The sequence below is a fragment of the Streptomyces aculeolatus genome (assembly GCF_020400605.1).
Taxonomy (GTDB): Bacteria; Actinomycetota; Actinomycetes; order Streptomycetales; family Streptomycetaceae; genus Streptomyces; species Streptomyces aculeolatus.
Window position 1 is genome coordinate 1 of record NZ_JAINRD010000039.1, and the last position, 20,563, is coordinate 20,563.

General features: G+C 74.5%; 21 protein-coding genes. 11 read left to right on the forward strand and 10 right to left on the reverse strand.

The features are described 5' to 3' along the window. The first annotated feature begins 254 nt into the window (after window positions 1-254). Window positions 255-689 (forward strand): hypothetical protein, encoded by a 435-nt coding sequence (locus tag LG396_RS37110; protein WP_225798067.1) that lies wholly within the window; start codon window positions 255-257, stop codon window positions 687-689. Window positions 690-796: 107 nt separating this feature from the next. Here LG396_RS37110 and LG396_RS37115 read toward each other — a convergent pair whose 3' ends face one another. Continuing rightward, window positions 797-1,477, reverse strand: a complete 681-nt coding sequence (locus LG396_RS37115) for a hypothetical protein (RefSeq protein ID WP_225798068.1) — start codon at window positions 1,475-1,477, stop codon at window positions 797-799. A 157-nt stretch (window positions 1,478-1,634) separates the two neighbouring features. Beyond that, a complete protein-coding gene (locus LG396_RS37120; RefSeq protein ID WP_225798069.1) occupies window positions 1,635-1,916 on the reverse strand; it encodes a hypothetical protein in 282 nt (93 codons plus the stop codon). Window positions 1,917-2,390: 474 nt separating this feature from the next. Between LG396_RS37120 and LG396_RS37125 the strand changes: the two genes are divergently transcribed. Both LG396_RS37125 and LG396_RS37130 read left to right on the forward strand, forming a co-directional pair. Continuing rightward, window positions 2,391-3,197: a TrmH family RNA methyltransferase gene (locus LG396_RS37125; protein WP_037751857.1), complete on the forward strand. Its 807-nt coding sequence runs from the start codon at window positions 2,391-2,393 to the stop codon at window positions 3,195-3,197. A gap of 101 nt (window positions 3,198-3,298) precedes the next feature. Continuing rightward, on the forward strand, window positions 3,299-3,640 hold the full coding sequence (locus LG396_RS37130; protein WP_018840591.1) for a DUF5713 family protein: 342 nt from the start codon (window positions 3,299-3,301) through the stop codon (window positions 3,638-3,640). A 189-nt stretch (window positions 3,641-3,829) separates the two neighbouring features. Here the strand turns inward: LG396_RS37130 and LG396_RS37135 are convergent, their stop codons facing one another. Continuing rightward, window positions 3,830-4,390 carry a hypothetical protein gene (locus LG396_RS37135; protein ID WP_037751860.1) on the reverse strand — a complete coding sequence of 187 codons (561 nt, stop codon included), beginning with the start codon at window positions 4,388-4,390 and terminating at the stop codon, window positions 3,830-3,832. Between the two features lie 272 nt (window positions 4,391-4,662). On the opposite strand from LG396_RS37135, the gene LG396_RS37140 reads away from it, so the two are divergent. After that, complete coding sequence (locus tag LG396_RS37140; RefSeq protein WP_225798070.1) at window positions 4,663-6,225, forward strand: carboxylesterase/lipase family protein; 1,563 nt, start codon at window positions 4,663-4,665, stop codon at window positions 6,223-6,225. A gap of 16 nt (window positions 6,226-6,241) precedes the next feature. Here the strand turns inward: LG396_RS37140 and LG396_RS37145 are convergent, their stop codons facing one another. The 4 genes from LG396_RS37145 to LG396_RS37160 all read right to left on the reverse strand — a co-directional run bounded on the left by LG396_RS37145 (window position 6,242) and on the right by LG396_RS37160 (window position 8,953). After that, on the reverse strand, window positions 6,242-6,487 hold the full coding sequence (locus tag LG396_RS37145; protein WP_225798071.1) for a hypothetical protein: 246 nt from the start codon (window positions 6,485-6,487) through the stop codon (window positions 6,242-6,244). A 149-nt stretch (window positions 6,488-6,636) separates the two neighbouring features. Next, window positions 6,637-7,599, reverse strand: a complete 963-nt coding sequence (locus LG396_RS37150; protein WP_225798072.1) for an IS481 family transposase — start codon at window positions 7,597-7,599, stop codon at window positions 6,637-6,639. A gap of 110 nt (window positions 7,600-7,709) precedes the next feature. Beyond that, window positions 7,710-8,120 (reverse strand): GatB/YqeY domain-containing protein, encoded by a 411-nt coding sequence (locus LG396_RS37155; protein ID WP_225798073.1) that lies wholly within the window; start codon window positions 8,118-8,120, stop codon window positions 7,710-7,712. 65 nt (window positions 8,121-8,185) lie between these two features. Beyond that, window positions 8,186-8,953, reverse strand: coding sequence for an SDR family oxidoreductase (locus LG396_RS37160; protein WP_225798074.1), 768 nt, complete (start codon window positions 8,951-8,953; stop codon window positions 8,186-8,188). Window positions 8,954-9,056: 103 nt separating this feature from the next. On the opposite strand from LG396_RS37160, the gene LG396_RS37165 reads away from it, so the two are divergent. Then, a complete protein-coding gene (locus LG396_RS37165) occupies window positions 9,057-9,884 on the forward strand; it encodes a helix-turn-helix domain-containing protein (protein ID WP_225798075.1) in 828 nt (275 codons plus the stop codon). A gap of 108 nt (window positions 9,885-9,992) precedes the next feature. Here the strand turns inward: LG396_RS37165 and LG396_RS37170 are convergent, their stop codons facing one another. Continuing rightward, entirely contained in the window at window positions 9,993-10,991 is a 999-nt protein-coding gene (locus LG396_RS37170; protein WP_225798076.1) for a GNAT family N-acetyltransferase, read from the reverse strand. Window positions 10,992-11,205: 214 nt separating this feature from the next. Between LG396_RS37170 and LG396_RS37175 the strand changes: the two genes are divergently transcribed. The 3 genes from LG396_RS37175 (at window position 11,206) to LG396_RS37185 (ending at window position 13,918) form a co-directional block, all read left to right on the forward strand. Continuing rightward, the gene (locus tag LG396_RS37175; RefSeq protein WP_225798077.1) at window positions 11,206-11,967 is read left to right on the forward strand and encodes an SDR family NAD(P)-dependent oxidoreductase; all 762 of its coding nucleotides are present in this window, start codon (window positions 11,206-11,208) and stop codon (window positions 11,965-11,967) included. A gap of 83 nt (window positions 11,968-12,050) precedes the next feature. Then, entirely contained in the window at window positions 12,051-13,019 is a 969-nt protein-coding gene (locus tag LG396_RS37180; RefSeq protein ID WP_225798078.1) for a LysR family transcriptional regulator, read from the forward strand. Between the two features lie 410 nt (window positions 13,020-13,429). Then, on the forward strand, window positions 13,430-13,918 hold the full coding sequence (locus tag LG396_RS37185; RefSeq protein WP_225798079.1) for a hypothetical protein: 489 nt from the start codon (window positions 13,430-13,432) through the stop codon (window positions 13,916-13,918). Window positions 13,919-14,136: 218 nt separating this feature from the next. Here LG396_RS37185 and LG396_RS37190 read toward each other — a convergent pair whose 3' ends face one another. Then, entirely contained in the window at window positions 14,137-14,937 is an 801-nt protein-coding gene (locus LG396_RS37190; RefSeq protein ID WP_225798080.1) for a DJ-1/PfpI family protein, read from the reverse strand. Then, window positions 14,934-15,947, reverse strand: coding sequence for a GlxA family transcriptional regulator (locus LG396_RS39880; RefSeq protein WP_308190159.1), 1,014 nt, complete (start codon window positions 15,945-15,947; stop codon window positions 14,934-14,936). Before LG396_RS39880 ends, LG396_RS37190 begins: the two co-directional genes overlap by 4 nt. A gap of 85 nt (window positions 15,948-16,032) precedes the next feature. Here LG396_RS39880 and LG396_RS37200 point away from each other — a divergent pair, with 85 nt between their 5' ends. From LG396_RS37200 to scpA, 3 genes are all read left to right on the forward strand, one after another. Beyond that, a complete protein-coding gene (locus LG396_RS37200; protein ID WP_225798082.1) occupies window positions 16,033-16,500 on the forward strand; it encodes an SRPBCC family protein in 468 nt (155 codons plus the stop codon). A 77-nt stretch (window positions 16,501-16,577) separates the two neighbouring features. Further along, complete coding sequence (locus LG396_RS37205) at window positions 16,578-18,389, forward strand: methylmalonyl-CoA mutase family protein (protein WP_225798083.1); 1,812 nt, start codon at window positions 16,578-16,580, stop codon at window positions 18,387-18,389. After that, window positions 18,386-20,563 carry a methylmalonyl-CoA mutase gene (gene scpA / locus LG396_RS37210; protein ID WP_225798084.1) on the forward strand — a complete coding sequence of 726 codons (2,178 nt, stop codon included), beginning with the start codon at window positions 18,386-18,388 and terminating at the stop codon, window positions 20,561-20,563. Before LG396_RS37205 ends, scpA begins: the two co-directional genes overlap by 4 nt.

Here is a 20,563-nt window from a genome sequence, read left to right on the forward strand (position 1 = left end):
ACACACACAGCGAGGCGGCATCGCCCTCTTCACCAGGCCGTTTCTCGGCGGCCCAGGCAGGTCGCCGCGTGCGGGCCGTGGCGGTCCGCGGGTGTGCGGCGGCGTCGGACTGCCACGTGGCCGGCCGTCGGACTCGGCCACCGGCATATCGAGCTCCTAACGGCCGGTCCTCGACCGCCCGTCGCGGCTTGGGAGGGGTCCCGCGGCGGCCGCTCTACGCTCCCGCCGTCGGGTCGATGCCGAGGAGGGTGCAAATGGACGAAACCGGGTTCCAGCCCATGGTTCTGCCGGACCGCCGGCCCCGGTCGGTCACGTGGGTAGTGGTGCTGATCTGGGTGCAGGTCGTCGCCAACGCCTTCGGCGGCTGGCTGCTGCTGTACCTCGCCAAGGAGGACGAGGACCACGGTCGAGAGGTCTCCGACCTGGTGTACGTCCTCGGCTACGCGTCCTTCCTGGCGGCGGCGCTACTCGCGGTGTGCGCCGTGCTGCTGACGGGGCGTCGGCTCGCCTGGCCGCGTTACACGGTCATCGTGGTCGAGTGGCTCCTGATCACCGCATGGTTCATGACGCTCCTCAGCGCCGAGGGCGGCGGCGCCGGAATCCCTCCGGTCATTCCCGCGATCGTCGCCATCCAGCTCTCCAAGAGGGACCTGGCCTCCTGGTACGACGACTCCCCCTATCGGCGGTGAGTGGGCCCGTTGGGTTCTTCGATTGCGGGTTTGGGCAATTTACGAGTTCGGGGCTTCCCTGCGCACCTTCGCCCGGCCAGCGGCGTCCCGGAATTCCGCTACGGGCCTCAGCCCCCGCCGGTGGCCTTCGCTTCCTTCGCCGCCTGGTCGAGGTCCTCACGGGCGTACGACAGCAGGTCGTCGAGGCCTGCCTCCTCGGCCTCCGCCCCCGTGAGCGACCGCCGTAGCCAGTCGGCCGTGGTGAGCGCCAGCGCCGCGGCCCTCTCGACCTTCCCCTCCGTCAGGAGCGCCTCGATCCGGTAGCCGAGGTCGGACAGGGTTTCCGCGTCCGTCTGCGGCACGAGGAGTTCGCGCAGTCCCGCCGGGTACGGGTCACGCTCCCGGGAGCGGCGCAGGGCTTCGACCACTTCCGGGGTGCCCCCGTACTGGTCCAGGAGGCCCAGGAGTGCGTAGATCCGGGCCGTGAGCCGCGGGCGGCCCGGGTGGGTGTCCAGCCACTTCATCAGCTCGTCCTCGCCGCCGAGGTGGGCGATGAGCTCCTGGAGCGCCTGCTTCAGCTTGTACGGCAGGTCCCAGCCGTGCGGCAGAAGTTCGGCCACTTCCCGGGCCAGGGCGGCTTCGTCCTGTGCGCCGAGCGTGCCCGCGCTGAAGTCGCGCACCTTCACCGGGTCGAGTACGAGCTCCCCGGGGCCGGTCGTCCCAGCCGTCTCGGGCGGCCGGGTGCGGTGGCGCCTGCGGTGGCGGTCGGTGAGCCTGCCGGCGGTCCTGTGGAGCAGCTTCTCGTGCACGGAAACCTCCTCGCCACCGGTAGCCGCCGGTGCCAGGACGTGTGCCCCTCTCCATCATGCGGGCGCCCCGGGTGATCCGCGACTCGGGCTCCCGGGTCCGGAAGCGGGAGCGGCCCCCGGTGCCGGGTGGGCGCCGGGGGCCGTAGTGCGCGAGCGGCTACCCGACGGGCTGCCAGTCGCCGTCCTCGTCGTCGATGTCGTCCTCCGTCAGCGCGACGAGCGACAGGGAGCCGTCGTCGAGCTTCTGCAGGGCCACGCCGTACGGCATCTCGTCGCCGCCTCCGACTGCGCCGGTGGTTCCGGTCGACGCGAAGGCGGGGGCCTTCTCCTTGCCGCTCTCGACGGGTGCGGCCGAGGCCGCCGGGGCGGCGGTCAGCGCCGTGAAGCCGAGCAGCGCCGCCGACGAGAGCGCGACGGCGAGAGCACCAGTCCTGCGCATGCATCCTCCTGGATCCGGAGAGCGGCCCGGTGCCGCCCTGCGTGCACCAAGAACAACAGGGGCCCGCGTTCAGCGGGATAAGCGTTCTGGGGGTGCGGCCCGCGGTTCTCTTACATCTCTGCAATCCGCCGCCAGAACCTCTCGGTCCGGAATTTCTCCACGATGTGAATTCCGTGCCCCTGCCCTCCGGTTTCCGTCGTGCACCACGCGACGAATGCTCCCCCGGCCGCGTACCCGGCGAGTACGGCGATGTGCCCGCCGGCCCGGTCGAGGGTGTCGAGGAGAAACCCGCCGGGCGAGCATGGGCGGCCTCTGTCCTGTGTCGTCCGGCGATGGTGCAGGAAAGTACCCGCCGCGCGGATCCGGGTGTCCTGAGTACGCCTACTCACCCGCCGCCCGCCTCGCGGTTCTCGTTTTGCCGCTCCCCACCTGCTTCGATACGCTCGCCCGGGCCCGCGACCGTGGAAGAGCGTCATGACCGACATCATCAGCAGCGCCGCCAACCCGCTCGCGAAGCGCGTGAAGCTGCTCGCAAACCGCAAGCACCGGCGGCGCGAGGGGGCGTTCGTCGTCGAGGGGCTGCAGCCGGTGTGGGCTGCCGTCGAGGCGGGCTGGGAGGTCGAGACGTTCCTCGTCGCCCCGGGACTGCTGACGCATCAGCCGGCTCTGCGCATGGTCGAGGAGCAGGAGCGGGCGGGCGTGGCCGTGGCGCGGTTCGCGACGGAGTTGTTCCAGCGGCTCGTCGACCGCGACGGGCCCAGCGGCATCGCCGCCGTCGTGCGCAGCCGGGCCGGCGGACCGGAGTCCCTCGACGTGCGGCCCGGGGCGGTCTTCGTCGCCCTGCACCGCATCGCCAACCCGGGGAACCTCGGCACGATCATCCGCACCGTGGACGCCGTGGGCGGGGCCGGTGTGGTCCTGATCGGGGACACGGTCGACCCGTACGCGCCCGCGGCGGTCAAGGCCAGCATGGGGTCGCTCTTCGCCGTCGACGTGGTGCACACCCCCGGCGCCCCGGAGTTCTTCGCCTGGGCCGCGGCGCACGGTGTCGAAGTGCTGGCCACGTCGGGTTCCGCGGACGAGGACCACTGGAGTGCCGTGTACGAACCGCCGCTGGCGTTCCTGCTCGGCAGCGAGCGGGAGGGCCTGCCGGCGGACCTGCTGGACCGGGCCTCCCGGCAGGTGCGCATCCCCATGGTGGGCACGGTCGACTCCCTGAACATCGGCGTGGCCGCGTCGATCATGTTGTACGAGGCCAGGCGGCGCAGTGAGAGCAGGTGAGCCGCCTCCCCGCGGCCCGGGGAGGCGGGCGGGGGCGCTCCGGTGTCAGTAGGGTGATGCAGGATCGGGTCGTCGGCTTGTCGAGAGGGCGCGGAGGGGCTGTGGCGATCGGCAACGAGCAGGTGGCGGAGCGCGTGTTGCTGCGGCCGCTGTACGAGGACGACTACTTCCCCGACCACCTCCTCGACAAGGGCAGAGCGATCCTGCTGCGGCTCTGCGAGCGGATCGAGACCGAGCGGCCCGCGGACCTCGCGGCCCTGTACGCGCTGACCCGCGGTGCGACGGAGGAGTTCAACCTGCTGGAGGCGGAGTTCGAGGCGGCCGGCAGCGAGTTCGAGACCGTCGCGCGGGAGGAGATAGGCGAGGAGTTCTGGTTCATCGCCACCGCGTACGGGTTCGCGGATGCCGACGCCGAGGAGCTGATCGCCGCCCGGGACTGGTGAACGCCCCGGGTCCGCCTACGTGTACCCGGCGATCTGGATCAGGTTGCCGCAGGTGTCGTCCAGGGTCGTCGACGCACACGCTGGTGAGGTTGATCTTCATGGGGTCTTCTCCTGGTCGTCAGCCGGCCGCGGATCTCGAACAGCGACTGGCCGTCGCGTTCCGACAACCGTCCGGCCGTCCGCCGCGGGTCAGTCGGCGACGTCCTCCGCCGACGTCGGGCCGAGCTGCGTGGCGTCGGCGTACTCCGGCATCGTCATGGGCTGGTCGAACAGGAAGAACGACTGGTTCGTCCCGACCGTGAACTCCAGGTACGCACCGGTCGTCGCGTCGAAGCCGAAGTAGGCGTTGCACGCCGAGCCCGAGTCGTACGTCCCGTCCATGCCCGGCTGCGCCACGACGACCTTGCCGTTCGACGACGAGTCCACCGCCTCGGTCGGCGTGAGCTTCTTGCACCGCGGCACGGGCAGGCCCTTCATCACGAAGTACCCGTACTCGCCCCTGCCGTTCTGGATGTAGACGTACGACAGCTTCCCGCGCTTGCCCCAGGTCTCCACCCACCCGTTGATGGCCTCGCGGGTCGGCGAGTACGTCATCTTCCCCGCCGGCTGGTTCGCCACCAGGGCGTCGTAGTTGCTCTGCTTCGCGTCGTTCTCCTTGCTCCGGCTGGAGTCGTCCTCGCAGGCCGCGAGGCCCAGGACCGCGATGAGCGCCAGCACGGACGCCATGGCGATACGGGCGATCGTCTTCATGTGAGCCGTTCCTTCCCTGGATGCCGACGTCGTCGGCGCAGGCCGTGGGTGCCGGCGGCGTCCGGACGGAGCGGGAGGCCGTGGTCGCGCAGGGCGGTGCGAGGTGCGGCGGGATCGGTCGCGTACGGACGCCGCGCGGCGGCCTGCCGGCTCCGATTCTGCGGCGCGGCCCCCGGGAGGGGTCCCGGCCAGGCGGCTACGCCGCGGGGAGTAGCGGCGGTGCCGCCCGCCGGGGGACGCGGGCCGGTGAGGTGCGGCCGATGCTGTGGGGCATGTCCTTACGTGCCTGTGTCACCGCGCTCTGCCTGGCCGTTGCCTCCGTGCTGTCCCTGGTGGCCGTGCCGGCGCCCGCCGCGGCTCCCGACCCCGACCCCGCCCTCGTACGGGTGGACGGCGGGCTGCTGCGCGGCGAGCCGGCCGGCGACGTCGTGCGCTTCCGGGGGGTGCCGTACGCGCGCCCGCCGGTCGGCGAGCTGCGCTGGCGTGCGCCCCGGCCGCCGCGCCCGTGGCCGGGGGTGCGCGACGCCACCGCCGCCGGGCAGAAGTGCCCACAGCCCTCCGGCGGCGGCGAGGACTGCCTGTACGCCGACGTCACCGTGCCGCGGCGGCCGGGGCGGGCCGGGCCGCTGCCGGTGATCGTCTGGCTGCACGGCGGCGGCCTGACCAGCGGCAGCGGGTCGGACTACGACGCCGCCCGGCTCGCCGCCTCCGGCGATGTGGTCGTGGTGAGCGTCAACTACCGCCTCGGCGCGCTCGGCTTCCTCTCCCACCCTGCGCTGGCCGACCGGGCGGGCGGCTCGGGCAACTACGGCCTGATGGACCAGGCCCGGGCGCTGGCCTGGGTGCGTACCAACGCGGCCGCGTTCGGCGGCGACCCCGGGCGCGTCACGCTGGCGGGGCAGTCGGCGGGGGCGCGCAGCGTCTGCGCGCACCTGGCCTCACCCGCCTCGCGCGGCCTCTTCCAGCAGGCCGTCGTGCAGAGCGGAGCCTGCGCCAACCCGGTGCTGACGAAGTCCGCCGCCGACGCCCGGGGCGCGCGGGCGGCCCGGGACGTCGGCTGCGCCGGCGGCGCGGACGTCGCCGCCTGCCTGCGCCGGGCTCCGGCCGCCGACCTGCTCGACGCGCTCAAGGACGTCGAACCGCCGGTCACCGGGACGATCACCGACGACGCCTGGGGACCGGTCGCGGGCACGCCGTTCCTCCCCGTGCAGCCGGGGACGGCGCTGCGGCGCGGCTCGGCGGCCGGGATCCCCCTGCTGATCGGCAGCACCCGCGACGAGATGCGCTCCTTCGTCCCGTACGAGTACGACCTCGGCGGGGAACCGCTCACCGCCGGGCGCTACGCCGACGTGGTGGCCGGGACGTTCGGCGCCGACGCCCCGGCCGTGCTGCGGCGCTATCCGGCCGACGGCTACCCGAGCCCCGTGCTGGCGCTGTCGCGCGTGCTGACCGACTGGGGTGGGCGGATCGGCGCGTGCCCGACGCTGACCACCGCCACCTCCGCCGCCCGGCACGCGCCCGTGTACGCGTACGAACTGGCCCAGGACAGCGGCACGGTGGTCGACGGCTTCCCCTTCGGCGCGCACCACAGCTCCGATCTGCCGTACCTGTTCGACCTGCCGTGGGCGCAGCCCGGCCCGCCGGACCTGACCGCCGCGATCACCGGCTACTGGAGCGCCTTCGCCCACCGCGGCGACCCCAACCGCGCGGGCCTGCCCCCGTGGCGTCCGGTACGGGCGGAAGGGCGGGCCACGGTGCTCGGGCTGGCCGACGGCGCCATCGCGCCCACGCCGTTCGCGGCCGAGCACCGGTGCGGCTTCTGGGCCGGCCGGTGACCTCGAAGGCCGCGTACTACGTGGGTGCGGGGCCGGTCGCGGCCGCGGGCAGCGGCGTCAGCCGGCGCACGGCGGCGAAGAACCGCGGCTCGTTCCCGGCCAGCCCCGCTGCCGCCAGCGCCCGGTCGGCGTCGGCCAGCGGCCCGGCGAGCACCGCCGCGGCCAGCCCGTGCCCCCCGGGCTCCGCGAGCGCCGCCTGCGCGCTGCGCACCAGCCGGCGGTATGCCTGGGCCGCGGTCACCTCGGCGGTGTCGTCCGCCATCGTCGCCTCCGTTCGTCGGACGTGTCTCGTACGCCCCCAGTGTGCCGAGGGGCACTGACATCGCCCGTCCGAACTCCCCCGCCGCCGGGGCCGGTTGGCCGCCGCGGCGGCTCGCGGGGCGCTGACCGCCCGCGGTGCGGGCGGGTGACCTAGGTGTGCTGTTTGGAGAGGTTGGTGACGCGGCTGGCTGGGGTTTGGCCGTCGATTCCGGTGTGGGGTCGGTGGTAGTTGTACCAGTCCAGCCAGTCGGGGAATGCTGCTTGTCGTTCGGTGTCTGAGGTGTAGGGCCGGTGGTAGGCCCATTCGTCGAGCAGGGTGCGGTGGAAGCGTTCGACCTTGCCGTTGGTCTGCGGCCGCCACGACCTGGTCCAGCGCGGGCTGATGCCCAGTTGGTGGCAGGTCTGGCGCCAGGTGTTCTTGGTGTAGGCCCAGGCGTTGTCGGTCAGGACCCGCTCGATGATGACGCTGTGTTCGGCGAACCAGGCGGTGGCGCGGGTGAGGAAGGCCGCACACGTCGCGGCGGTCTCGTCTGGCAGGTCTTCGGTGTAGGCCAACCGGGAGTGGTCGTCCAGGGCGGTGTGCAGGTAGGCGTATCCGGCACCGTTGCGGCGGTCCTTGTTGGGGCTGCTGGCCGCACGGCCCAGTACTTTGTGGCCGCCGCCCCCGGGGATGCGGCCGAGTTTCTTGACGTCGATGTGGACCAGTTCGCCGGGCTGGGCGCGCTCGTAGCGGCGGATGGGTTTGCCGGTGGCCCGGTCCAGCGTGGCCAGTGCGGGCAGGCCGTGCCGGCGCAGGATGCGGTGGGCGGTGGAGGCGGCTATGCCGGTGCGGGCGGCCAGCCGCACCGGTCCGATGCGGTACTCGCGCCTCAGGCGGACGACCTGCCGCTCGATCCTGGGCGGGGTACGGCGGGGCTGGTGGTGAGGTTGGCTGGAGCGGTCGTGCATGCCCACCGTTCCCTGGCGCCGGTACCGTCCAGCCCAGCGGGCCGCGGTCGTGTGGCTGACCTGGAAGCGTTCCGCAGCCCGTCGAAGCGGCCAGCCGTCATCCACGACGCACCGGGCCAGACGAAGACGGCCGGTCGGCGTCAGCGGGGCATTACGGTGGGACACGAGGGCCTCCTGGCGGTCGGCGTAGATGTCGCAATCCACACCGAACCCAGAAGGCCCTCACCCGTTCAAGCACCAAGCACGCGTGTCACCAACGTCCCCGAACAGCACACCTAGCGCGTCAGGTACGCGCCGAGCGTGTCGGCTTCGCGGCGCAGCCTGGCCGCGGCGTCGGACTGGCCGCCCGTCTCGTACACCCCGGCCTCGGTGCGGCGTTCGTCGATCTGCGCCCGCAGCAGGGCGCGTACGTCGTCGGCGGAGAGCACGCGTCGGGCGGCCTCGGCCGAGCCGACGCCGGCGGTGGCGCCGGCGACGTGCTCGCTCTGCTGCCCGGCGGGGGCGTCGGGGGCCTGGACGGCCTCGGCGTTGTCGATGGCGGCGAGCGCGGTGCGCAGCGCGGAGACGGCCTCGCGGTCGCGTGCCTTCATCGCGGCGCGGAGGTCCGCGCGCAGGAGGGACCGCAGTACCTGCGCGTCCTCGGCCGTTCCGGGGTCCGTGGGCGGGTCCGCCGCTGCCGCTGTCATGCGCCCAACGTACCGGTCGCACCCGCCGCCGCGGTCCCCCGGCCGCGGCGGCGGGCCGCCGCAGGTCAGCGCTGGCGGGCTGGGCGTACGACGATCTCGTTGACATCCACCTCCGGCGGCTGGGACAGGGCGTACGAGACGGCGGCGGCGATGGCGCCGGGGGCGATCGCGTGGGCGCGGTAGGTGCGCATGGCTTCGGCCGCGCCGGGGTCGGTGATGGTGCCGGCGAGTTCGGAGGTGACGACGCCGGGCGAGACCGTCGTCACCCGCACCGAGGGGTCGGACTCCTGCCGCAGTCCCTCCGTGATCGCCCAGGCCGCGTACTTCGTGGCGCAGTACACGGCGCCGGTGGGCACGACCTCGTGGGCGCCGACGCTGGCGACGGTGACGAAGTGCCCGGAGCCCTGTTCGCCGAACACGGGCAGCGCCGCGGCGATGCTGTGGAGCAGCCCGCGGACGTTCACGTCGATCATGCGGTCCCACTCGGCGACGAGCAGGGAGTCCAGCCGCGACAGCGGCATCACCCCGGCGTTGGCGACGAACACGTCGACGCGGCCGTGGCGCTCGCGGGCACCGGAGACGAAGTCCTCGACGTCGGCGCGGTCCGTGACGTCGAGGGCCACGGGCTCCAGGGAGCCGCCGGCGCGGGCCGCGGCGCCGGCCGTGCGCTCCGCGAGGGCCTTCAGGCGGTCGGTGCGGCGGGCGCCCGCCACCACCCGGTGGCCCCCGGCGGCGAGCCGGGCGGCGACGGCCTCGCCGATGCCGCTGCTGGCGCCGGTGACGAGGACGGTCTTCGCGCCAGCGGGGGTCTGTTCTGCGTGCTGTGTGGTCATGGCCACGAGGCTGGGCCGCCCTCGGCGCCCGCGGCAGAGGCGGCTTCCTCCTGGGTGCGGCGCACCCAGGCACGGCCGGGCGCGGCGCGCCTAGCATGGCGGCATGGCACGGACCGAGCTGGGCGCCTTCCTCACCGCGCGCCGCGCCGGCGTCACGCCGGCCGCGGCGAACCTCGCGGTCACGGGGCACCGCCGGGTGCCGGGCCTGCGGCGCGAGGAGGTCGCCCTGCTGGCCGGGGTCAGCACCGACTACTACGTACGGCTGGAGCAGGGCCGGGAGCGCTCGCCGTCCGCGCAGGTCCTCGACGCGCTCGCCGCCGCGCTGCGGCTGGACGAGGACGGCCGGCTGCATCTGTTCCGGCTGGCCGGCGTGGGGCCGCGCGCCCGCGCCGCCGCGGTGCCGGACCGGGTGGAGCCGGGCCTGCTCGCCCTCATGGACGCCTGGCCGCACAACCCTGCGGTCGTCCACAACCGCGCGTACGACGTACTCGCCTCGAACGCCATCGCCGACGCGCTCTTCCTCGGCTGGCCGCACTCGCGCAACCTGATGGAGGTCGTGTTCACCGACCCCGCCGCCCGCTCCTTCTACCGGGACTGGCCGGACGTGGCGCGCAACTCGGTGGCCGGCTTCCGCCTGGGCCACGGCGCGGCGCCGGACGACCCGCGGGTGCGGCAGGTACTGGCCGGGCTGCTGGAGTCGAGCCCGGAGTTCGCGGAGCTGTGGGCGCGGCACGACGCCCGCGGGAAGGCGCTGGAGCAGAAGCGCTTCGCGCACCGCGACGTGGGTCCGCTGACGCTGACGATGCAGACCTTCGACGTGCGGGCGGCCCCGGGGCAGGAGTTGGTCGTCTACCACGCGGAGCCGGGCTCGCCCGGCAGCGAGGCGCTCGCGCTCCTCGGCTCCCTCGCCGCGACCGCGGGGCGGGACTGACCTGCCAGGCACTGACAAATGACAGATATCAGATACCAGATGACGGCTGACGGCTGACGGCTGACGGCTGACGGCTGACCGTCGACGTCCCGCGGGGCGGTTTCGCGCTCAGCCGGGCAAGTGCAGCCGGTAGGTGTGGGTGCGCCGGTACGGGCGGAAGCCGAGCTGCTCGCCGAGGGCGAGCACCGCGGCCTCGCCGTCGGCCGCGGCGGTCTCCACCTCGTTGATCTGCGGGTGCTCCGCGTGCAGCCGGCGCAGCATCTCGGCCGTGACCCAGCGGCCGAGGCCGCGGCGGCGGTGGGCCGGGACGACGGCGAGGTGGCTGTGCTGGGCGCGCGGGGCGGGCGCGGGCGGGATGAGCACCTCGGTGTAGCCGGCGACGGCTCCGGTGTCCCTGTGCAGCGCGGCCACCGTCAGCAGCCGGCCGCTTTCCGGCGGCGGCGCACCGGTGTCCGTGCGGAAGGCGAAGCCGGGCACGGCGGCGGCGAGGCCGTCGGGGGCGGCGGCGGGCTGCGTGAGGCCGGTGCGCGGTGCGGCGGGTGTCCCTCGGGCGGGGACGGCGGGGGCGTACCAGGTGGCGAGGCGGTAGCCCGGGTGGTCGGTGTAGACCAGTTCCGCGAGCCAGGCGCGGTGCACCTCGGCCAGCGGGAGCAGCAGGTGGTGGACGACGCGCTCGCGGACGAAGCCGTGCCGCAGGCAGAAGACGTCCGCCGGCGTGCAGGCCGGGGCGGCGGCGCGCAGGGTGGCCCAGCCGTCCTCGCGGGCCGCGGCGGCGACGGCGGCGAGCAGCAGGGTCCCGGTGCCGCGGCGGCGGGCGGCGGGGTGGACGTAGAGCTGGAGGTCCGCGGTCGTACGGGCGGGGCCGGGCGAGGCCGGCCGCACCCCCGCGACGGCCGTCACCTCGCCCTCCGCCCCCGTGGCCGCCCAGGCCGGCGGCATCCTGCCGCCGGCCTGGGCGTCCCCCCGCAGTCCGGCGAGGACCTCTTCCCGTACCGGCGCCGGGACGCCGGGCAGGTCCGTCGCCCGCGCGGCGGCGACGACCGCGTGCCAGGCGGCCGCGGCCGGCGCGGCGTCGCGTACGACGGCGATCTCCACCGGTGAACTCATGCCTCCAGAGTCGCCGCCGCCGGGGCCGGTGAACAACGGCCGATCGCGGAACGTGCCATAACCCGTCGGTTATCGATGGGGGCGGGGGATTCATAACCGACGGGTTATCCGTCGTTGCCGGATCGGCCGTTGTTCGCGGGGCACGGCGGGCCGAGGCTGGTCCCCGCAGACGAAAGAGCAGGAGCAGGCAGCCACCGAAGGGGGCGCAGCGTCCATGACCGCCATCGCACGTACGGGCAGGGTCTGGTTCGTCACCACGGCAGGACACGGCGCGGGCCGGGCCGTCACCGCGGCCGCGCTGGCGCGCGGCGAACGGGTCGCGGCCGTCGTACCGGACGAGGCGGCCCGGGAGCGGCTGCTCGCGCGGCACGACGAGCACCGGCGCAGGTTGTTCGTCCGGGCCGTGGACGTGGCCGACAACTGGTCGGTGAATGCCGCGGTGTGCGCGGCGTTCGACCGGTTCGGCCGGCTGGACGCGGTCGTGAACGATGCCCGGCCGCCGCGCCGCTCCCCCGCCGGTGGTGGTGCGGCGGCCGCCGGGGATGCGGCCGCCGCGGTCGGGTGGATTCCGGAGGAGGCGGCGCGGGCGCGGCTGGAGTCGGCGTTCTTCGGTCCGCTGTGGGTCGCGCAGGCGGTGCTGCCGCTGCTGTACGAGCAGGGTTCCGGGCATCTGCTGCAGCTGTGCGGGTCGGTCGCGCCGCCGGGGGCGCCGGGGGCCGCGCTGGACCGGGCGGGCGCGTGCGCGGTGGTGGCGTTGAGCCGGGCGGCGGCGTGCGAGGCGGCGCGTGCGGGCGTGGACGTCAGTGTCGTCGGGGGGCGTCCGGACGCGGGTGCGCTGCTGCGGCTGGTCGACGGTGCCGCGGACCGCCGCCGGTCGGCCGCCGGGTCCGCCGCCGCTCCGGCCCCGGCGTCGGCCGCGGCGCCGTCGTCCGCGTCGTCCTCCGCCTCCGCCGCAGGTCACGGGGCGGCGGCCTGAGGGTGACGGGGGCGGGGCAGGCGGGATACGCTCCCGGGACAGTGCCGGTTTCCGGCGATGGCCAGGCGATACGGGGGTGCGGGATGGAGCTGCGGGACATAGAGATCTTCCTCGCGCTCGCCGAGGAGTTGCACTTCGGCCGTACCGCGGAGCGGCTGCATGTCTCGCAGGCGCGGGTGAGCCAGTCGATCGCCAAGCAGGAGCGCCGTATCGGGGCGCCGCTGTTCGAGCGGACCAGCCGCCGGGTGGAGCTGACGGCCATCGGGGCGCAGCTCCACGGTGATCTGCAGGCGGGTTACCGGCGGATCCAGGACGGTATCGACTCGGCCGCCGCCGCGGCCCGGGGGACGACGGGTGTGCTGACGCTGGGGCTGATGTGCGCCCAGGCGTTCGACCAGGCGTCGATCCTGGCGCGTTTCAAGGACCGGTACCCGGGTGTGGAGCTGCGTTTCCGCGAGGTGGTCTTCAGTGATCCGTTCGGGATGCTGCGGGCGGGCGAGGTGGATCTGGAGGTCACCTGGCTGCCGGTGCGCGAGCCGGATCTGACGGTGGGGCCGGTGCTGGCCCGTGAGCCGCATGTGCTGATGGTCGCCGAGGGGCATCCGTTCGCGGCCCGCGGTTCGGTGAGCATGGAGGATCTCGCGGACTGCGTTTTCCCGCAGCCGGTGAGTCCGGTTCCGGCGTACTGGATGGAGGCGCTGATGCCGGCGCGTACGCCGTCGGGGCGGCCGATCCCCGCGGACGGGCCGAGGATCGCGACGTTCCAGGAGGCGCAGGCGGTGGTGGCGGCCGGGGACGCGGTGTGCGTGGTGCAGGGCGAGGCGGCGCGGCACTTCCCGCGGCCGGGCATCGCGTATGTGCCGATCACGGAGCAGCCGATGGGCGTGTGGGGGCTGATCTGGCGTACGGCGCACGAGACGCCGCTGGTGCGGGCTTTCGTGCAGTCGGCGGTGGACACGCTGGCGGCCGCGGGCGAGGCGGCGTCTGCCGCGGAGGTTCCGCAGGTGCCGGGGCCGGCGCGTGCGGTGCCGGAGCCGGCGGTTGCCGGGTGAGCCTGCGCGGTGTGGCTGCCCGCGGGTGAGCCTGCGCGGCGGTTTCAGAGCCGGTCGTTCTGTTTGAGTACGGCGATGGCGCCGACGGTGCGGTAGCCGCGCCATTCCAGTGCGGCGGCGGGTGAGTACGAGCCGAAGTCGACGGTCCAGCCGCCGTCTTCCTGCTGGTCGGCGGCCAGTCCGCGGAGTTCGGCGTCGATGGTCTCCGGGGCGTAGAGGGTGCGGGTGGGGCGGCCGGGTTCGGGTGCGATGTCGAGGGGCCGGATGGCCTCGCCTTCGGCGCCGCCGGTGACGGGAAGGACGCCGTCGTCGGGGATGAGGGGGCGCAGTCGTTCCAGGAGGGCGGCGGCCTGCGGGCGGGTGTCCGCGGCGGCGTCGAGGAAGCGGATGGCGAAGGACAGTTCGATGGCGTGCGGTTCTTCGCCGATGGCTTCGACGGCGTCGAGGCAGTAGCGGGTGGCGCGTTCGAGCCAGGGGTGGGCGGCGACGGCGGGGTCGTGTGCGGCGAGGCGCAGGGCGGTGCCGGCGGCGAACGCGGTGCTCTGCAGGGTGGAGGTCTGCGGGTCGGCCTGTGTCCAGAACGGTGCGCAGCCGGCGGGGTCGGCGACGGGGAGCGCGAAAGGGAGGCCTCCGTCGGGGAGGGTGGTCTCCAGCAGCCAGTCGCAGAGGCGTGCTGCGTGCGGGGTGGTGGCGGGGGCGGCGTCGACGAATGCTTCGAAGGCGTGCAGTGCGCCGCCGGGCTGGCTCTCCGGTGCGCGCAGGTCGGGTTCCAGGCCCCAGCCGTAGCCGCCGTCGGGGTTGCGGTAGCCGTCGACGGCGGCGAGTACGGCGGCGGGGTCGGTCTCGCCGAGGAGGAGCGAAGCGGCGGCGGTCGAGGAGCCGGGCGTGGGTGGCCATGAACGAGGCGGCGGCGCGGAGGTCTGCGGTCATACGGCCACGATGGCAGTGGCCCGGTCGGTGGTCTTGAAGGTTTCGGACGTGTCCGCCGGCCGGGACCGGTTCGGGGGACGGCCGTGTGCGGCGGGCCGCCTTTCCCCAGGTCGGCGGCGCTCCCCGGCGTCCTCCGTACGCGCCCCCGCGGGGGCGCGTACGGAGGTCAGGTGGCGGAGGCGGACTCCTATTGCTGGGACTCGGCGAGGAGGCGCAGCGCCAGCTCCTTCAGTTCGGGGCTCGCCTCGGCCGCGTTGCCGGAGTCGTACGGGGGCTGCGGGTCGTACTCGACGGCGAGTTGGACGGCGCGGGCCGTCCGTTCGTCGGTGAGCAGGGCGGCGAGGTGGAGGGACATGTCGATGCCCGCGGAGACGCCGGCGGCGGTGATCACCTTGCCGTCGTGGACGTAGCGTTCCGGCACATAGGTGACTCCGAAGGTCGTCTCCAGGTAGTCCTTGGACGCCCAGTAGGTGGTGGCGCGGGTGCCGAGGAGGCCGGCGGCGCCGAGGACGAGGGAGCCGGTGCACACCGAGGTGGTGAAGCGGGTGCGGCGGTGGGCGCGGCGCAGGAAGCGGCGGATCGCCGGGTTCTCCATGGCGGCGATGGTGCCGCGGTTGCCGGCTCCGGGTACGAGGACCACGTCGAGTTCGCCGGTCTCGGCGAAGGCCCGGTCGGCGACGACGGCGGTGTGTCCGGTGTCCGTGCGGACGGGGCCGCGGCGTTCGGCGATCATCGTGATGTCGGCGCCGGGCAGCCGGGAGAGGACCTCGACCGGGCCGGTGGGGTCGAGGAGGCTGAAGCCGTCGTACAGCACGACGCCGATCCGCGGGCCGTCGGCCGTCCGCCCGGCGGTGTCCCCCTTCGTGCCGGCGTGCGCGGCGGCGGCCGGGAGTCCGGCGGTCAGGCCCGCCGCGGCCAGCGCGGCCGCGCCGCCGAGGGCGGCCCTGCGGGTCGTCGTCGTGTCCGTCCTGTTGTCGCTGTTCGTCATGTTCCGGGAGTCTGCCGCGCGGGCGGCGGGGGTGGCCGCGGCATGTCCGGCATCCTGCGAATCGTGTCCCCGGTGGCGCCGTAGTGGTCGAGGAACGCCTGCCGCAGCGTCTCGGCGGAGCGGAACCCGCAGCGGCGTGCGATGGCGGCCAGCGTCAGCCCGCTGGAGCGGACGAGGTGGGCGGCGCCCTCGGTGCGGGCGGCGCGCACCGCGCGCGCCGGGGTGGTGCCGAGGTGGCGGGCGAACAGCCGGGTGAGGTGGCGCGTGCTGATGCCGGCGCGGGCGGCGAGCGCGGGCGGTGCGAGGTCGTCGGCGAGGTGGGCGGCGACGTATCCCAGGAGGTCGCGGACGAGGCGGTCGCCGCTGGGCGGGGCGGCGAGGAACATGCTGATCTGCGCCTGGTCGGCGGGGCGGTGCAGGTACGTCACGAGTTCGCGGGCGATTCCGCGGGCGAGGGTCGGGCCGTGTTCGTCCTCGATGAGCGCGAGTGTGAGGTCGAGGGCGCTGGTCACGCCGGCGGAGGTGTAGACGTGCCCGTCGCGTACGTACAGCGGGGCCGGGTCGACGGCGACGGCGGGGTGGCGGGCGGCGAGTTCGGCGCCGTAGCGCCAGTGGGTGGTCACCCGCCGCTGGTCGGCCAGGCCGGCGGCGGCGAGGACGAACACGCCGGTGCACACGGCGGCGACGCGGCGGGCGCCGGTGGCCAGTCTGCGTACCTGCTTGACCAGTTCGCCGTCCACGGCGGCGCGTTCGTGGCCGATGCCGCCGACGACCATGAGGGTGTCCGGGCGCGCCGGGACCTCGGCGAGGCGCTGTCCGCCACCGAGGCCGATGCCGGCGGAGCTGACGACGCCGCGTCCGCTGGCGGTGGCCAGGGTGATGGCGTACGGCGGGGCCGCGCCGGAGCGGTTCGCGGCGTCGAGGGCGCCGCTGGGGCAGGCGATGTCGAGTATCTGCGCGTCGTCGTACGCGACGAGCACGACCCGGCGTACGGTGTCCGCCACCCGCACCCCGCCCTTCCGGCCCGCCCGGGCCGTGCGCGTACGCGTGCGGCGGCCTCCGGCAGGGTACCCGGCGGCACCCTAGCCTTGGGGCATGGCCCTGTTCGAGGTGGAGCGTACGGTGCGGGCGTCGGTGGTCGAGGTGTGGGGGCGGCTGACGGACTGGCCGGCGCACGGCGGGCGGGTTCCGCTGACGCGGATCACGGGTGTGTCGGTGCCGGCGTCGGGTGTCGGGGCGCGGTTCACGGCACGTACGGGTGTGGGGCGGGTGGGTTTCGACGATCCGATGGAGGTCGTCGTGTGGTCGCCGCCGGGCGCGGGGCGGGCGGCGGGGCGGTGCCGGCTGGTCAAACGGGGGCGGGTGGTCCTCGGGTGGGCCGAGATCGAGGTGCACGGGCCCGAAGCGAGCTCCGGCGGCGACGGCGGGGCCGGTGCGGTGCGGGTGGTGTGGCGGGAGGATCTCGGGGTGCGGGGCGTGCCGCGGGCGCTGGATCCGGTGGTGGCGTGGACTGCGCGCCGGGTGTTCGGCCGCGTCCTGGACGGGCTGCTGCGGGCCCCCTGACGCGGCCCGGACGAGAACATGGTCACACCCAAGGCGACCCTCACCCATTCATTAGCCGGTCTGGCTAACATCCGTCCATGACTGTCCTGCCCGATGACGGGCTCTCCCTGGCGACGGAGTTCGCCGACGTGACGCACGAGCAGTGGCAGCAGCTGGTGGCCGGCGTGCTGCGCAAGTCCGGCAGGGACGTCTCCGGCGCCGAGGCGGAGACGCTGCTGTCCACCGCGCTCGACGACGGGCTGCGCACCCCGCCGCTGTACACCGCACGCCATCGCGCACCGGACCCCGGACTGCCCGGCTTCGCGCCCTTCGTCCGCGGCGGCCGGCCGGAGGGCAGCGCCGCGGACGGCTGGGACGTACGGCAGCGGCACGCGGTGCCCGACGCGGAGGCCGTGCTCGGGGACCTGGAGAACGGCGTCACCTCCCTGTGGCTGGCCGTCGGGGACTCCGGCGGCATCCCGGTCGCGGCGCTGGCGGACGTCCTGAAGGACGTCTACCTGGACCTGGCGCCCGTCGTCCTGGACGCCGGCGCCGAGACCGAACCGGCCGCGCGCGAACTGCTGCGGCTGTACGAGGAGCGCGGCGCCGCCGGCGCGGCCCGCGGCGGCCTGGGCGCCGACCCCCTCGGCCACGAGGCGCGTACCGGCGAACCGCTGGACCCGGCCGCCGCGGCCGGTCTCGCCGCGCTGTGCGCGGAGCGCCACCCGGGCCTTCGGGCCGTCACCGTGGACGCACTGCCGTACCACGAGGCCGGCGGCTCCGCGGCGCAGGAACTGGGCTGCTCCCTGGCCACCGCGGTCGCCTACCTGCGGGAGCTGACCGCGGCGGGCCTGAGCGCCGCGCAGGCGTGCACCCAGCTGGAGTTCCGGTACGCGGCCACCGCCGACCAGTTCCTGACCGTCGCCAAACTACGCGCGGCGCGGCGGCTGTTCGCGCGGGTGGCGGAGGTCTGCGGGGCGCCCGGGGCGGGGGCGCAGCTCCAGCACGCCGTGACGTCGCCGGTGATGGCGACGCGCCGCGACCCGTGGGTGAACATGCTGCGCACCACGGTCGCCACCCTCGCCGCCGGGGTCGGCGGCGCCGACGCCGTGACGGTGCTCCCGTTCGACCATGCGATCGGCCTGCCGGACGCGTTCTCCCGGCGCATCGCCCGCAACACCTCCGCCATCCTCGTGGAGGAGTCGCACCTCGCCCGGGTCATCGACCCGGCGGGCGGATCCTGGTACGTGGAGCGGCTGACCGACGAACTCGCGCACGCCGGCTGGGCGTTCTTCCAGGAGATCGAGCGCGCCGGCGGCCACGCCGCCGCGCTGCGCTCCGGGATGGTCGGCGAGCGGCTCGCGGGGACCTGGGCGGAGCGCGGCAGGCGGCTCGCCACCCGGCGCGAGCCGGTGACCGGCGTCAGCGAGTTCCCCGACCTGGCGGAGAAGCCCGTCGTACGCGAGCCCGCGCCGCGGCCGCCGGCCGGCGGGCTGCCGCGGGTGCGCAGGGACGAGGCGTTCGAGGCGCTGCGGGCGCGCTCCGACGCGCACCTGGCCGCGACCGGCGCCCGGCCCCGCGTCTTCCTCGCCGCGCTGGGCCCGGCGGCGGTGCACACCCCGCGGCTGACGTTCGCCGCGAACCTCTTCCAGGCCGGCGGCGTCGAGCCCGTCACCGGCGGCGCCTTCGCGGACAGCGGCGCCGCCGAGGCGTGCCTGTGCTCCGGCGACGCGGTGTACGAGGAGCAGGGCGCCGCCGCGGCGGCGGAGTTGCGGGCGGCCGGGGCGCGGCACGTGTACCTCGCCGGGCGCCCGGGCCCGTACGACGGCGCCGACACCTACGTCCACGCCGGCTGCGACGCCGTGGCCGTGCTGACCGACGCACTCGACCGCATGGGAGTGGCCCGATGACCGTCCCCGACTTCTCGGACATCGAGCTCGGCACGCCGGCCCCCGCGGCCGGCACCGACGAGTGGCGCGCCGCCCTCAAGCGCGGCGGCGACGGCGGCGAATTGGGCTGGGAGACGCCCGAGGGCATCGCGGTCCGGCCGCTGTACACCGGCGAGGACCTGGCGGACCTGGACTTCCTGGACACCTATCCGGGCATCGCGCCGTATCTGCGCGGCCCGTACCCGACGATGTACGTCAACCAGCCATGGACGATCCGGCAGTACGCGGGCTTCTCCACCGCCGAGGAGTCCAACGCCTTCTACCGGCGCAATCTCGCGGCCGGCCAGAAGGGCCTGTCCGTCGCCTTCGACCTGCCCACCCACCGCGGCTACGACAGCGACCACCCGCGGGTGACCGGCGACGTCGGCATGGCGGGCGTGGCGATCGACTCGATACTCGACATGCGCCAGCTCTTCGACGGCATCCCGCTGGACCGGATGACGGTGTCGATGACGATGAACGGTGCGGTGCTGCCGGTGCTGGCGCTGTACATCGTCGCCGCGGAGGAGCAGGGGGTGCCGCCCGAGAAGCTGGCGGGGACCATCCAGAACGACATCCTCAAGGAGTTCATGGTCCGCAACACCTACATCTACCCGCCGAAGCCGTCGATGCGGATCATCTCCGACATCTTCGCCTTCACCTCGCGGAGGATGCCGCGCTACAACTCGATCTCGATCTCCGGGTACCACATCCAGGAGGCGGGCGCGACGGCGGACCTGGAGCTGGCGTACACCCTCGCCGACGGCGTGGAGTACATCCGGGCGGGCCGCGACGCCGGCCTGGACGTGGACGCCTTCGCGCCGCGGCTGTCGTTCTTCTGGGCGATCGGCATGAACTTCTTCATGGAGATCGCCAAGCTGCGTGCGGCACGTCTTCTGTGGGCGAAGCTGGTCAAACGCTTCGACCCGCGGAATCCCAAGTCGCTGTCGCTGCGCACGCACTCGCAGACCTCCGGCTGGTCGCTGACGGCGCAGGACGTCTACAACAACGTGACCCGCACGTGCGTCGAGGCGATGGCCGCCACCCAGGGCCACACGCAGTCGCTGCACACCAACGCCCTGGACGAGGCGCTCGCGCTGCCGACGGACTTCGCCGCCCGCATCGCCCGCAACACCCAGCTGCTGCTGCAGCAGGAGTCCGGTACGACCCGCGTGATCGACCCGTGGGGCGGCAGCGCGTACGTGGAGCGGCTGACGTACGACCTGGCGCGGCGGGCCTGGCAGCACATCGAGGAGGTCGAGCAGGCCGGCGGCATGGCGCAGGCGATCGACGCGGGCATCCCGAAGCTGCGGGTGGAGGAGGCGGCTGCGCGCACCCAGGCCCGTATCGACTCCGGCCGGCAGCCGGTGATCGGCGTGAACAAGTACCGGGTGGACACCGACGAGCAGATCGAGGTGCTGAAGGTCGACAACTCCGCGGTGCGGGCGCAGCAGATCGCGAAGCTGGAGCGGCTGCGCGCGGAGCGCGACGAGGCAGCGTGCCGGGGCGCGCTGGAGGACCTGACGCGGGCGGCGGACGGCGGGGGCAACCTGCTGGAGCTGGCGGTACGGGCCGCGCGTGCCCGGGCGACGGTGGGCGAGATCTCGTCCGCGCTGGAGTCGGCCTACGGGCGGCACGCCGGGCAGATCCGTACGATCTCCGGTGTGTACCGGAGCGAGGCGGGCGAGTCGCCGTCGGTGGAGCGGACCAGGGCGCTGGTGGGCGAGTTCGCCGAGGCGGAGGGCCGGCGGCCGCGGATCCTGGTCGCCAAGATGGGCCAGGACGGGCACGACCGCGGGCAGAAGGTGATCGCCACGGCATTCGCCGACCTCGGCTTCGACGTGGACGTCGGCCCGCTGTTCCAGACCCCGGCGGAGGTGGCGCGGCAGGCAGTGGAGGCGGACGCGCACATCGTGGGGGTGTCGTCGCTGGCGGCCGGGCATCTGACGCTCGTGCCGGCGCTGCGCGAGGCGCTGGCGGAGGAGGACCGCGAGGACATCATGGTCGTGGTGGGCGGCGTGATCCCGCCGCAGGACGTGGCTACGCTGCTGGACATGGGCGCCACCGCCGTGTTCCCGCCGGGCACCGTGATCCCGGACGCCGCGTACGACCTGGTGACGCAGCTGGCCGCCGGCCTCGGCCACGGCGCCGCGTGA